Raw genomic sequence first — 13,537 nt, forward strand, 5'->3', positions numbered from 1 at the left:
AGTGCATTTCTTGCGGTTCGTGGGTGACGTCGCAGCACTTCGTTATAGATCTATCCACTGGCAAGTGTATTCCTGAGTCCGCGACAGGTGATTGCGTTCTTTGCGCTGTTTTCGGTATTCTTGGAAAGATTCTTGCTCTAACTGGGGTGATTTTGAACACATTGGACAAATTCGACGTAGCCATCCTGACGCAGCTGCAGGCCGATGCCCGTTTGACCAACGCCGAGCTGGCCCAGCGCGTAGGCCTGTCGGCCGCGCCCTGCTGGCGCCGGGTGCGGGCGCTGGAGGAGGCCGGTTTCATCAAGGGCTACCACGCGGAAATCGATCGCCACAAGATCGGCCTGGGCGTGCTGGCCTTTGTGCGGCTGGATGCGGTGCGCATGTCGGGGCCGCTGACGATGGAGACCGAGGAGGCGATCCGCAAGATTCCCGAAGTCGTGTCCTGCCACTACATCAGCGGCTCGGGCACGTTCGAACTGCAGGTCGTGACCCGCGACCTCGACACCTTCGCGCAGTTCGCGCGCAATGTGCTGCTCAACCTGCCCAACGTGAAAGATGTGCACACCAGCTTTTCGCTGGGCGAAATCAAGGCCAGCTCGGCCTTGCCGCTGGAGCACTTGCTGGGCCAGGGGACGGGCAGCGGCTACGGCCGCTAGACAAGTTATCCACAGCCCAGGCATGGGGTATTTTTTCGGCGTTCGCATCGCTCGCAGCCTGTGAAACCGGCGCGCCCCAGCAAAGGGGTAGCGAGGAAGGGCCGCACCTAGGCGGCCCCCCGCACCGAGGCTGCCGTCCCCCTCCACCGAAGGATGAGAGGGGGAAGCGGCGTGAGCCGCTCAGGGGGGGGCGCAAATTTCAAGCAAAATCGCAGCACATGCCAGACGAGATTTTGACCCCACCGCCTTCCGCCCATGTGCCGCCGACAGGCGTGGACGCCCGCCCACCTTCCGTGACGGGCCGCCCGCCCGGGGGAGGGTTGCTGGAAGACCCGTCGGGCATGACGGATGCGGACCGCACCAGCGCCCAGGCTGCGGCCAGCCAGGCGGCGCAGGCCAAGGCCTCGCAGGCGGTCTGGGCGCCGCTGGCCACGCCTACCTTCCGCATGCTGTGGCTGATCTGGATGGCGGCCAATACCTGCATGTGGATGAACGACGTCGCCGCCGCCTGGCTGATGACCTCGCTGACCACCTCGCCGGTGCTGGTGGCCCTGGTGCAGTCGGCTTCCACGCTGCCGGTGTTCCTGCTGGGCTTGCCCAGCGGCGCGCTGGCCGACATTCTCGACCGGCGGCGCTATTTCATCGTCACCCAGTTCTGGGTCGCGGCCGTGGCCGTGGTGCTGTGCCTGGCCGTGCTGTCGGGCTATATGACGCCTTATCTGCTGCTGGGCCTGACGTTCGCCAACGGCATCGGCCTGGCCATGCGCTGGCCGGTGTTCTCGGCGCTGATTCCCGAACTGGTGTCCCGGCAGCAGCTGCCTTCGGCCATGGCGCTCAACGGCGTGGCCATGAATGCCTCGCGCATCACCGGCCCGCTGCTCGCGGGCGCGATCATCGCCAGCCTGGGCAGCGCCTGGGTGTTCGTGCTCAATGCCGTGCTGTCCGTGGTGTCGGCCCTGGTGCTGATCCGCTGGAAGCGCCAGCATGCCGACAGCCCGCTGGGGCGCGAACGCCTGCCCAGCGCCATGCGGGTCGGCGTGCAGTTCGTGCGCGAGTCGCCGCGCATACGGGCCGTGATCCTGCGCACCATCTGCTTTTTCTTCCAGTCCACGGCCGTCATGGCCTTGCTGCCGCTGACGGCGCAGCGCCTGCATGTGGGCAGCGAAAGCGGTGCCGGCACGTTCACCCTGCTGCTGGCCTCCATGGGCGCGGGCGCCATCATCGGCGCCACCTTGCTGCCGCGCCTGCGCCAGGCATTGCCGCGTGAGCGGCTGGTGTTCACCGGCATCTGCGTGCAGGCCGTGGCCACCGTGGGCGTGGCCCTGGCGCCGCACCTGGCTGTGGCCGTGGCAGGGATGCTGCTGGCCGGCATGGCGTTGATCGCCACCGCCAATACCCTGGGCGTGGCGGCCCAGATGGCCTTGCCCAACTGGGTGCGCGCGCGCGGCATGTCGATCTACCAGATGTCCATCATGGGCGGCACGGCCATTGGCGCGGCCCTGTGGGGCCAGGTGGCGTCGGTCACTTCGGTGCAGACCAGTCTGATCACGGCCGCGATCTGCGGTGTGATCTCCATGGCGCTGGTGCAGCGCCTGTCGTCGGACCGGCAGATGGAAGAGGATTTGAGTCCGTCCAAGGCCTTCAAGGCGCCCACGGCCACCATGGCGCCCGAAGCCGGGCGCGTGGTGGTCACCATCGAATACATCATCCACCCGGGGCGCACCGAGGAATTCCGCCGTCTGATGCAGGAGAGCCGGCGCAGCCGCATGCGCCAGGGTGCGCTGGGCTGGAGCCTGCTGCACAGCATGAGCCAGCCCGAGCACTTCGTCGAACAGATCATCGACGAGTCCTGGACCGAGCACCTGCGCCGCTTCGACCGCGTGACGGCCTCCGACGTGGCGCTGCGCGACCGCAAGCTGAGCTTTCACGTGGGTGACAGCCCGCCGCTGGTGACACGGTACTTCGCGGATACGCCCTGAACGCAGCAGGCGACGGGCTATTCGCTCAGGTAGCCGTGATGGCTGAGGGAGCCCACCAGGTCCGCCACCTCATCGGGCGGCGACATGTCCGGGGCGGAGGCGGCCGTGGTGGCGGTGGTGGCCGGTGCATGCGGCGTCGGTGCTTCGGCGGGAGCGAAGGCCGAATCCTCCTGGGGGAGGGTGAGCGTGCGGACCGGGGCGGCGGGCGCCAGGGAGTGGAGGGCGACAGACCGTACGGTCGCGCTGCCCGTGCCATCCCACGGGATCGCCAGCCCCTGCATGGCGGCGCGGAAGAACGCCTCCCGAGCGAAGTTCATTCCCAGGGGCAGAAGATCGGGCGACAGGGTGGACGGGGCGGGCAGGAGCACGTGAAGCTGTAGCGACGGCACGTATTCCAGCACAGGTGCTTCCAGGGTCTCGGACAGGGGGGAGAAAGCGCTGGCTGGCTGCGGCGGCGCGGCGGTGGCGTCCGGGGTATATCGGGGCTGCCTCAGCAGCTCCGGTGGATGCAGGGGGCCGGTCTCGGTGGGCGCGGAGTGGGGCAGATGCGATAGACCACTGGGGCGAAAGACCTGGATGTCCTCGTTATCGGGATCGCTGAACCAGGATGAGTTGCTCGGTGCCTGGGGACCATGGGTGCCGGGTGCTTGGTTGGGATGGGTGGGCATGCGGTGCCTGCAAGGTGGTGGGGTGAAAGAATGCAACGTAGACGTTGGCATCTTCCCGCCTCACGGCACCCGCGCCGGGTCGGTGGCGGGCGGGTGCGCAGGTAGGCGGTACGCATGCACCGGTGTAATGCTTTCAAGCCTGGGCGCCCTGGCTTGAAAGGTGGGCGCGGCTTAATTGCTGGCCGAACCCGGCGTCAGGTGGCGCGGCCAGAAGGCCCACAGCCGCAGGTTTTGCTTCAGACGTCCGGCAATGTCGCCGGCTTCCTGGCCCCAGCCGGTGAAGTAGTCGGCGCGCACGGCACCCAGAATGGCGCTGCCCGTGTCCTGGGCGAAGACCATGCGGTTGAGCGCCACCGTGGGGCCGGGCGTGGACAGCCACACCGGTGTGCCGTAGGGGATGCTCTGGCGGTCGACGGCAATCGAGCGGCCGGGGGTCAGGGCGACGCCCAAGGCGCCCTTGGGGCCGAACTGCGCGTCCAGCCCTTCGAGCGGTTCTTCGCGGAAGAACACATAGCGTGGATTGCTCCACAGCATTTCATTGACCCGCGCGGGGTTGGCCGCGATCCAGGCGCTGATGCCCGGCCAGGTCGCGTCGCGCACCAGATTCTGGTCCAGCAGCCAGCGGCCCACGCTTTTGTACGGCTGGTCGTTGGTGCCGGCATAGGCCACGCGCACCAGGCGGACCTGGCCGTTAGGTTCGACCAGGCGCAGGCGCCCCGACCCCTGGATGTGCAGCACCAGCGCATCGACCGGGTCGCGCAGCCAGGCAATGGCACGCCCGGCCAGCGCGGCCTGGGCTTCGGGCAGAGTGTCGATCTGTTGGCGGGAGTACCAGGGCTTGCGCGTGCCGAAACCCGCGGGCAGACGGTACAGGGGCACGTTGTAGCCATTGCCTTGCTGGCGCGCGGCGTCCAGCTGGGGCTCGTAATAGGCCGTCAGCAGGCCGTCGGCGTTGCCGTTGCTCGCTTCCACCCGGTAGGGTTGGAGCTTGGCCTGCATCCAGGCGCGCTGCTCGTCGCCGTTGGCGATGCTCAGGCGGCGCACTTCGCTGCACAGGCCGGCAAAGGCGGGCGTCGGGCGTTCACAGTTCTTGAGCCAGGCATTCCAGGCTTCGTGCAGCGTATCGCTGTCGAAACCGGGCACTTCGCTCCAGGTCACGGGCAGCCAACGGCTTTTGGCAAAGGTGGCCGGTGCTGCCGTGACGGCGGGCTGGCCGGCTCTGGCGCCGTGGGGCAGGAGCTCGGGGATGGGGGAAGGATCGACGGTCGACACCGGGGCGGTGGAGCAGGCGGCGAGCGTTCCTACAATCAACGCCATTGAAGCAAGGCGCAGGAGGTGAAAGTTCATGGGACTGATTTTGCTTGAAGCACTGTTGGCATTGATCGTTTTGGTCGCAATTGTCTGGTGGACCATGTTTTCCGGGCGCAAGCGAGGGGAGTTGCCCGTGGCCCCGCCGCAGGCGCCGGACCCGGATGTTCCGCCCAAGGCCCCGGGGCCGCCGCATTGAGGTGGTGATGTGGTCTCTGTCCTACGATGGGGCGGATGCCAGGCTGATAGGCTGCTCGATAATAGGTTTTACACAATGGGCCGCTTGCCATGGATTTTTCATGCATTCATGAGGACAGGCAGGCCGTAGCCTGGTTCATTCACGCGAAGGAGTTTTTATGCGCAAAAACATAGTGGTGGCCGCAACGGCTGCGGTCCTGTTCATTTCTGGCTGTGCCAACATGAATATGTCGGACACCCAGCGCCGTACGGCCACGGGAGCGGGCGTGGGCGCACTGGCCGGAGCCGTGCTCGGCTCGGCCACGGGCGGCAAGGCCGGCACGGGTGCCCTGGTGGGCGCGGGCGTGGGTGCCCTGGGCACCTACATCTGGTCGCAGAACATGGAAAAGCAAAAGCGCGAAATGGAAGCCGCGACCCAGGGCACGGGCATCGGCGTGACGCAGACGGCCGACAACCAGCTCAAGCTCGACATTCCCAGCGACATTTCGTTTGATACCGGCCGTTCGGACATCAAGGGCAATTTCGCTCCCGTGCTCGACCGCTTTGCCGAAGGCCTGCGCGCCAATGTGAACACCGATGTGCGCATCGTTGGCCACACCGACAGCACGGGCTCGGACTCCATCAACAACCCGCTGTCGCTGGCCCGCGCCAACAGCACGCGCAACTACCTCACGTCCCGTGGCGTGGGCGGCACGCGCATCCAGACCGAAGGCCGCGGCTCCTATGAGCCCATCGCCTCGAACAGCACGGCCGACGGCCGCGCACGCAACCGCCGCGTGGAAATCTTCGTGGGCGAACGCCCCCGCTAATTTAAGCGCTTTCCCTGAAAAAGGCCTCGCAGTGCGAGGCCTTTTTTTGCGCCTGGCCCCATGGGCGCAGCGCAATACGTGCGGTGCCAGCAGAGGGCGCTGGTAGCCGCGGCAGAGCGCCAGCAAGACCCACGCTCGCCGCCGCCGGGCCGCCCCAAGGCGGCGACGGCCCCCTTGGGGGGCAGCGAGCCACACGCAGTGGGCGAGCGTGGGGGCTACCCATGCGCTCGCAGCAGATTGGCCAGTTCGACGGCCGACTTGACCTGCATCTTGTCGAAGACCCGCGAGCGGTGCACTTCCACCGTGCGCACGCTGATGTCCAGCTGGTCGGCGATGAGCTTGTTGGGAATGCCTTCGACCACCAGGCGCATCACGTCGCGCTCGCGTTCGGTCAGGTCGGTCAGGCGCGAGCGCAGCGCGTCGCGCTCGCGCATGCGCGCCAGATGCTGGTCGGAGACGGTGAGCGCCTGCACGATGCGGTCGACCAGCGCGTTGTCGGAAAACGGCTTTTCGCAAAAATCGAAGGCGCCGCGCTTGACCGTGTCCACGGCCGTGGGCACATCGGCGTGGCCGGTGAGAAAAATCACCGGCATGGCCGCGAGCTGATCTTCGGCCAGCAACTGGTTGAACAGCGCCAGGCCGCTCATGCCGGTCATGCGCATGTCCAGCAGCAGGCAGCAGGGGTCGCGCGGCGGCGGCTGGGACTGCAGCATGGCCAGAAACGACTCGGCGCAATCGAAGGCCTCGCTGAGCAGGCGGCGCGAGCGCAGCAGCCAGGCCAGGGCTTCGCGCACATCGGCATCGTCATCCACGATATAGACGGTGGCGTTTTGGACGGGTTCCATGGGATCAATTCTGTGGGGGAACAGGCAGCGTAAAGCTAAACACCGTACCACGCGGCAAGTGGGGGCTGTGGCGCAGCGTCCCGCCATGCTGTTCGATCACGGTGCGGCACAGGCTCAGGCCCAGGCCCATGCCTTCTTCTCGGGTGGTGAAAAACGGCGTGAACAGCTGGTCGGAAACGGCGTCCTCGATGCCGCTGCCGCAGTCGATCACGGAAAACTCCAGCCAGTTGGCGTGCGCGCTGGTGGCGGTGTGGCGCACGCGCAGCGTCAGCTCGCGCGGCTGGGTGTTGATGCGGTCCATGGCCTGGGTGCCGTTGCGCGCCAGATTGAGCAGTACCTGCTCGACCATGGTCGGATCGCACAGCACGGGCGGCAAATCGTTGTCGAGCTGGGTGATCACGCGCACGCCGAGCTTGCGCGCCTGCATGCGCACCAGGGGCAGCACGGCATCGATCAGCTCGCTGGCATGCACTTCTTCGCGCGACTGGTCGCGGCGGCGCACGAAGTCGCGCACGCTCTTGATCACCCGGCCCGCGCGTTCGGCCTGGTGGGCAATGCGCTGCATGGCGGTGCGCAGTTCCTGCAGCTCCTGGCGCAGTGCGGCCGCGTTGGCGCTGGCGAGGTCGTGCTGGGCCAGCATGTTGAGCGAGCCCGTGGCGTAGCTGGAGATGGTTACCAGCGGCTGGGTCAGCTCGTGGCTCAGCAGCGAGGCCATTTCGCCCACGGTGGCCAGGCGTGCCGTGGCCTGCAGGCGCTCTTGCGAAGCCCGCGAGATCTCTTCCATGCGGCGCTGTTCGCTGATGTCCAGGAAGGCGCTCATCCAGCCCGTGTGCCGGCCCTGGGCGCTGATCAGCGGGGCTTCGAAGATCAGCACCGGGAAACGCGTGCCGTCCTTGCGCATGAACACCGATTCGTAGCCTTCGCGCGACGGCGGCGCCTTGCCTGCCAGGCGCTTGAGCTGGCGCTGGTGGTATTCCTGGGACAGCTCGGGCGGCCAGTAGGGCGCGAAGTTCAGACCCAGCAATTCTTCGGAAGTGAAGCCCACCATCTCGCAGAACGCGGGATTGACATAGCTGATGCGGCCCTTGAGGTCGCGCGCGCGCAAGCCGGTGATCAGCGAGTCCTCCATGGCTTTGCGAAACGCCAGGGCTTCGCCCAGGTCGCGCTCGGCGCGCAGGCGCCGGCGGTTGTCGCGCACCAGAATCACCAGCACCGTGCCCAGGGCAATGGCCATGGTCGTGACCAGGGCCGTGAGCACGTTCGGGAACACGCTGGGCGCGCGGTGCCAGTGGTCCAGCCGCAGCACCAGCATATTGCCCGGCAGGTCGAGGATTTGCTGGGACGTGAACACGCGCGTGCCGCGCCAGGCCGCGCCGACCAGGGCCAGCCGCGTGCCGTCGGGCTCGGTGAACGAGACTTCCTGGCTGTGCGAGAGGTTCTTGCTGACCTGGCTGACCAGAATGCTTTGCAGCGCATAGGTCGCGACGATGAAGCCTTCGTAGCGGCCGGCATGCGACAGCGGCAGGCAGACTTCCATCATCTCCGAGCCCAGGCCGTCGCCCAGCAGCTGGAAGTAGCTCGCCGAATAGGCCGGGCCGTTGAGACGGCGGGCGTTGGCGCAGGTCAGCTGGGCATGGGACTGGCTGTCTTCGCGCTGGCTTTCGTCCCATTGCATGGGCCGGTAGGGCGTGTCGGCCGCGGCCCGCAGTTGCAGCCGCGCGTCGCGCCATTCGATGCGCACGATTTCGCGGCGCACCTGCAGGACTTCGGCGGCGCGGGCGCGCCATTCCTGCTGATCGTTGTCCCTGGAGCCCAGGGCCTGCAAGTCCTGCAGGTTGCGGTTGAGCGCGGTGCGGATGTCGGCCACGGCATTCGCGGCGTCGAGGTCCAGTCGGTCCTGCACCTGCACGGCCTCGTAGCGCCCCGCGAGCCAGACCAGGGTGATCAGCATGCTCACCACCAGTGCCACCAGCAGGGTCCACAGCGACCAACGGCGCCAGGTACTGCGCCAGCGGCGCCAGGGCCAGCGGGTCGAGTGCGGGTCGCCGACGTCGCCTGGCGTGGCGCTGTCGGGCGACGCCGGGAAAGGCAGGGTCTGGGGATCGGGCAGGGGAATCATCTAAAAGGCTTACAGGATGCGGTGTTGCAGTGCGGGAAGTTGGGCGCGAACGCTTTGCAGCCGCTGGCGATCGAGCTGGGCCAGCGCCAGGCCCGGGCCCTGGACGATTTCGGCAAGAACCTGGCCCCAGGGGTCTACAGCCAAGCTGTGGCCCCAGGTGTGGCGCCCGTTGGCGTGGTGGCCGCCCTGGGCCGGCGCCAGCACATAGGCCTGGTTTTCAATCGCCCGGGCGCGCAGCAGGATCTCCCAGTGGGCCTGGCCCGTGGTGTGGGTGAAAGCGCTGGGCACCAGCAGCAGATCGCAGCCTTGCTGGGCGCGGTACAGCTCGGGAAAGCGCAGGTCGTAACAGACGCTCAGGCCCAGACGCCAGCGCTCGCCGCCGCGGTCGGTGATGTCCAGCTGCACGGGTTCGTGGCCGGCGGCGATGACCTGGGCTTCGTCGTAGCGTTCGCGGCCATTGTCGTAGCGAAACAGATGGATCTTGTCGTAGCGCGCCACGCAGTCGCCGTCGGGGGAGAACACCAGCGAGCTGTTGTGCACATGCTGGTCGTCATCGGCCGCCAGCGGCAGGGTGCCGCCGACAATCCACAGGCCCAGCTCGCGCGCGGCGCGGGCCAGGAAGTCCTGGATGGGACCCTGACCGAACGCTTCGCGCAAGCCCAGCTTGTCGGTGTCGCGCAGGCCCATGGCGCAGAAATACTCGGGCAGGGCCGCGAGCTCCGCGCCGGCGTCGCTGGCCTGCTGCAGCAATTGCCAGGCGGCATCCAGGTTGGCTCCCACATCGGGCGTGGACACCATTTGCAAGGCAGCGACTTTCATTTGGCTTCTCCTGGGGGGACGGGTGTGGGTTCGGCGGCGGGCACTTCTGGCGCGGTGGCCTTGGTGGATGACAGGGCGTGGACCTGGGGATCGGACCAGGAGCCATCGATGCGGAATTCCTTGGTCGTGGCGGCAATCAGCGGGCCGCGCAGCAGCATCTGCGCCAGAAAGCTGCCCAGGCCCACGACCGGGTTGATGGCCGTGGCCACCAGCGAAGCGGTCCAGGCATTGATTTCCGGCACCACCACCACATGCAGGTTCTGCGTTTCGTGCAGCAGGTCGGCCTGGCCTTCCATCAGCACGGCGGCGTTGACGCCTTTCATCTGCAGGTTGTTGCTGCGTGCAATGCCTTGCGCGATCTGCACATCGCCGCGGATGAAGTCGAACGCAAAGCCTTCACTGAAGACGTCGCGGAAATCCAGCGTCAGGCGCCGGGGCAGGGCCTGCAGGCTCAGCACGCCCAGCAGCTTGGCCAGCCCCGGGTCGGCCTTGAGGAACTGGCCCGAGGCGATGTCCAGGTGCATTTTCCCGCTCAGCGAGGGAAAGTCCGGGGCCAGCGGCGAGCCGTTCCAGGTGACTTGGCCGCCCAGCTTGCCACGGCCATTGCGCACCACGCCGGGCATGGAAAAGCGGCTCAGCAGCAGGCCCGTGTCCTCGATGGTCAAGGTGAAGTCCAGGGCGGTGCGCGGCTGGTAGGGCAGGCCCGGCTGCAGGCCCCAGCTGCCGCTGGCCTGCAGGCGCGCTTCGGGACTGGTGATGTTGAACTGGGCCAACTGCCATTCGCGCGCGCCGGTGCCGGACGGACTTTCCCGGTTGCGAGCCTGGACTTCAAAGCGTCCCATGGGGCGGCCGAACAGCTCCAGCGCGTCCACGGCGATGTCCAGCGCCGGCAGGCTGTGCGGTTGCGGGCTGAGCAGGGCATCGACTTCCTTGGCCGCGCTCTGCGGCACGGCCAGTCGGGCCAGGCGCGCATAGATCTGGCCCGCGGGGTCGGCCGGCTGGCCTTCGCGGTATTCGAGGTAGCCGCTGAGCTCGCGCGCATCCACCGTGGCCGTCCACAGGCTGCCGCGGCGTGCGCCGCTGGCGCTGAGGGCGTGCAAGGTGCGGCCGGAGGTCATGAGGCGCTGGGCGCTGATCGCCGCCGTATCCGGCAGATAGGCTTGCAGTGCGTCGGGCGATGCCGATGCTGTTGCAGCTGCCGTGGGTTGGGGTGCCAGCTGCCGCAGCGCGGTCTGCCAGGCGTCGACGTCCAGCGTCGCCAGTGTCGCCTGGACGTTAACGCCGCGTTCCGGCAGCTCCGTGGGCGCCAGGGCCTGGCCAGGCAGGCCGATGGCCAGCGCGCCGCGCAGCACTTTGGCGGGCGAGCTGCTGGCATCGCGCAGGTAGCGCAGGCTGCCCCAGTCGCTCCATTGCAGCGAGATTTCGTCGTGCAGTGGCGGCAGCTCGGCTTTGGCGCTGGACGTGACCAATGCCGACGGTGCGAGCACATGCGCAAAGCGCAGCGGCAGGGCCGCTGCCGCCGGCTTGCCCAGCGGGCTGGGCAGGTCCAGCGCCAGGCCTTGCAGACTGCTGGTGACGGTGATTTCCGGGGTGCCGCGGCGCACGCCCAGGTCCAGAACATAGTCGGCCTGGCCCTGGGCTGCGCGGGCGATGTCGGCCAGCAGGCCCAGTTCGGTCGCCTGGCGCAGCCCTTCGGCGCTGGCCGTGCCGGTGGCGCGCAGCTTCAGCGGTGACTGCGTGATGGGCGCTTTGGTATCCACCTGCAGGCCGCCGTCGAAACGCACCGGGCCGCCCAGGGCCTGGGCCTGCAGGCCGGACAGCGAAAAACCGGTGTCGGAAAACTGCACGGCGCCGCGGATCTGGCTCAGCTGCGGCACTTCGGGCATCAGCCGCAGGCTGTTGCCGGCCAGGGTCACGCTGCCCTGCACCTTGGACTGCATGAGATGGTCTATGGGCAGGTCCAGTTGCAGGCGCAGGTCGGCGTTGCCGCTGGCCTGGGCCTGGTCCATCACGTGTTCGGTCAAGGCTCCCACCGGCGAGCCGGCGACGTAGCCGAACATTTCGCTCAGCTCGCCACGTGCCTTGGCCTGGACTTCGACGCGGGTGTGGGACAGGTCGGCGATGCGGGCCTGGATCTGCTGCAGCTGCAGCCGCGAGTGGCCGGCGATCCGGCCCTGGGCGTTGCGCACGCTCATCGAGGCCCGGTCGAACACCAGCTCGCCCGACAGGCCGGTCAGCGCCGGCCAGGGTTTTTCGCCCGCCGACTGCAGCGAGACGGGCACGTAGGCATAGGTCACGTCGTGGACCTGGGCGGCGATGTGGAATTCGCCCTGGCCCGGCTGCTCGAACGGAATATGGTTGAGATCGCCCTGGACCTTGAACTGCACCCGGCTGGCCTGACCGGCGCGCACGCTGTCGCGCACATAGTGGCGCGCATCGGCGGGAATTTCCAGCGGCAGGTAGCGGTGCACGCGGCTGCCGTCGGCGTCGCGCAGGCTGCCCGTCAGATCGAGCACGCCGGGAAAGCGCGGGACCTGACCCCGCCCGGTGTGCCAGCTGGCCTGGGCCTGGCCTTCGGCGTCGGCATTGCCAAAGCGCAGCTCGCGGGTCTGAACGGCCAGGTGCTCGCCGTCGACCTGCCAGCGCACTTCGCCGCTGAGGTGGGTCAGCGGCAGCACCGGGTCTTCGAACACGCCAGGCAGGTGCAGCACGCCGTCGGCCATGCGCAGTTGGGCCGAGCCGCCGAGCTGATTGAGCGAGAACTGCGCCTGCAGGCCTTCGACACCGGGAACGCCAGTGCCGTGCGCGGCGGGCTGCCCCGACAGCGCCAGGTTCTGCACTTCGCCGTTGACTTCGTATTGCAGGGGCTGGTCGCTGGGCCCGCGCCAGGTGGCGCGCAGTGCCTTGACCTGGCCGCGCGGATCCAGGGCCAGCAAGGCGTCGCGCACGGCCTCGTCCAGGGGCAGGCGGCTGGCCAGCGCGGAAGCGATGGCCAGGTCCAACTGCTCGAAGCGCAGTTCGCCCTGCTCGCCCAGCGGTCCGCGCCCGGCGGCGGCGGCTTCGGCCTGGGTTTGGCGCAGGAAGAACTGGCTGGCCGGCCAGACCAGGCCGTCGCCGGTTTCGAAGGCCAGTGCCTGGCCGCGCAGCGCATAGCCGCCCGGCAGGCGCTCGGCGCTGAGTCGTCCCTGCAAGGCCTTGAGCGACAGCGGCGGCAGATCGGCGCGCAATTGGGTTTCGACGGCGTTCAGCGCCAGATCGGTGGTCAGCTCCTGGACCTGTCCGCGGCGTATATCGACCCAGGCGCGCAGCGCACCCCGGCCCTGGGTGAGGCTCGCGCCCTGCAAATCGAGGTACTGGCCCAGTCGCGACACGTCCAGTTGCGGGAAGTGGGCGTAGGCCTGGCCGGTCCAGCGCTGCCACTCGCCTTCATGGGTCGAGAGCAGGGGCTCGTGGAAATGCGCGGCCAGCGTGAAGCGCGCTCCCCAGTCGCTGTCGGGCGTGGCGTCCAGACGTATCTGGTGGCGCCAGCCCTGGTTGCGTACCACCAGATCCAGCTGGTGCAGGGACAGCGGCGGGGCCTGGCGCAGCTCGTCCTCCCAGCGCAGGCTGCCGCCGCGGATGGCGATTTCGGTTTGCGAGAACAGCCAGTCGGCCGCCGGGCTGCTGCCGGTGTCCGGCGGCGGCAGCGCCAAGCCCGCCACCCATAGCTGGCCGCGGGCATCGCGCCGCACTTCCAGCTGGGGCGCGTCGATGTACAGCTGCTCGACGCCCAGGCGCAGCAGGGAGCGCGCCGACACGGCGATCACCACCCGCGACAGCTGCAAGGCGCTGCGGCCCTGGGCGTCCTGCAATTCCACCTGCTGCAGCTCGAAAACCGGCATCAGGCCTTGGCTGTGCGCCGTGATGGCGCCTATGCGCACCGGTATCCCCAAGGTGCGCGCGGCCAGGCTTTCCAGCTGCGGACGGTACTCGCTGATTCGCGGCACAATGAAGCCATGGAGCACCCCCCACACGGTGGCGAGCAGCAGCCAGAAGGCCAGCAGCAATCCCAGTGACCACCGCGCAATGCCTGCCATCCAATGGAGAAGGCGTGTGGGGTGCGGTTGGGGTTCGATCATTGGTGGGCCGGTCAATGC

General features: G+C 68.0%; 10 protein-coding genes. 4 read left to right on the plus strand and 6 right to left on the minus strand.

Annotation, left to right across the window (positions count from 1 at the left end; genetic code table 11):
* Nucleotides 1-152 precede the first annotated feature (152 nt).
* Both N0K08_RS13040 and N0K08_RS13045 read left to right on the plus strand, forming a co-directional pair.
* Nucleotides 153-656, plus strand: a complete 504-nt coding sequence (locus tag N0K08_RS13040; protein ID WP_261500809.1) for an Lrp/AsnC family transcriptional regulator — start codon at nucleotides 153-155, stop codon at nucleotides 654-656.
* Nucleotides 657-874: 218 nt separating this feature from the next.
* The gene (locus N0K08_RS13045; protein ID WP_408642948.1) at nucleotides 875-2,635 is read left to right on the plus strand and encodes an MFS transporter; all 1,761 of its coding nucleotides are present in this window, start codon (nucleotides 875-877) and stop codon (nucleotides 2,633-2,635) included.
* 17 nt (nucleotides 2,636-2,652) lie between these two features.
* Here N0K08_RS13045 and N0K08_RS13050 read toward each other — a convergent pair whose 3' ends face one another.
* Together N0K08_RS13050 and mltA are read right to left on the minus strand one after the other, a co-directional pair.
* Nucleotides 2,653-3,303, minus strand: coding sequence for a hypothetical protein (locus N0K08_RS13050; RefSeq protein WP_261500810.1), 651 nt, complete (start codon nucleotides 3,301-3,303; stop codon nucleotides 2,653-2,655).
* A 171-nt stretch (nucleotides 3,304-3,474) separates the two neighbouring features.
* Nucleotides 3,475-4,650: a murein transglycosylase A gene (gene mltA, locus N0K08_RS13055; RefSeq protein WP_408642949.1), complete on the minus strand. Its 1,176-nt coding sequence runs from the start codon at nucleotides 4,648-4,650 to the stop codon at nucleotides 3,475-3,477.
* Here mltA and N0K08_RS13060 point away from each other — a divergent pair.
* Nucleotides 4,649-4,810, plus strand: a complete 162-nt coding sequence (locus N0K08_RS13060; RefSeq protein WP_261500812.1) for a hypothetical protein — start codon at nucleotides 4,649-4,651, stop codon at nucleotides 4,808-4,810. The genes mltA and N0K08_RS13060 overlap by 2 nt on opposite strands.
* Before the next feature lie 157 nt (nucleotides 4,811-4,967).
* A complete protein-coding gene (locus tag N0K08_RS13065; RefSeq protein ID WP_261500813.1) occupies nucleotides 4,968-5,618 on the plus strand; it encodes an OmpA family protein in 651 nt (216 codons plus the stop codon).
* Between the two features lie 215 nt (nucleotides 5,619-5,833).
* Here the strand turns inward: N0K08_RS13065 and N0K08_RS13070 are convergent, their stop codons facing one another.
* The 4 genes from N0K08_RS13070 to N0K08_RS13085 are packed head-to-tail and all read right to left on the minus strand — an operon-like array spanning nucleotide 5,834 to nucleotide 13,519.
* Complete coding sequence (locus N0K08_RS13070; RefSeq protein ID WP_261500814.1) at nucleotides 5,834-6,463, minus strand: response regulator transcription factor; 630 nt, start codon at nucleotides 6,461-6,463, stop codon at nucleotides 5,834-5,836.
* A gap of 4 nt (nucleotides 6,464-6,467) precedes the next feature.
* Nucleotides 6,468-8,582, minus strand: coding sequence for a PAS domain S-box protein (locus tag N0K08_RS13075; RefSeq protein WP_261500815.1), 2,115 nt, complete (start codon nucleotides 8,580-8,582; stop codon nucleotides 6,468-6,470).
* A 9-nt stretch (nucleotides 8,583-8,591) separates the two neighbouring features.
* Nucleotides 8,592-9,401, minus strand: a complete 810-nt coding sequence (locus N0K08_RS13080) for a carbon-nitrogen hydrolase family protein (RefSeq protein ID WP_261500816.1) — start codon at nucleotides 9,399-9,401, stop codon at nucleotides 8,592-8,594.
* A complete protein-coding gene (locus N0K08_RS13085) occupies nucleotides 9,398-13,519 on the minus strand; it encodes a YhdP family protein (protein ID WP_408642950.1) in 4,122 nt (1,373 codons plus the stop codon). The genes N0K08_RS13080 and N0K08_RS13085 overlap by 4 nt, the downstream gene beginning before the upstream one ends.
* Between the last annotated feature and the right edge of the window lie 18 nt (nucleotides 13,520-13,537).

It is taken from the genome of Acidovorax bellezanensis, from assembly GCF_025421555.1.
GTDB classification, from domain to species: Bacteria; Pseudomonadota; Gammaproteobacteria; order Burkholderiales; family Burkholderiaceae_C; genus Comamonas; species Comamonas bellezanensis.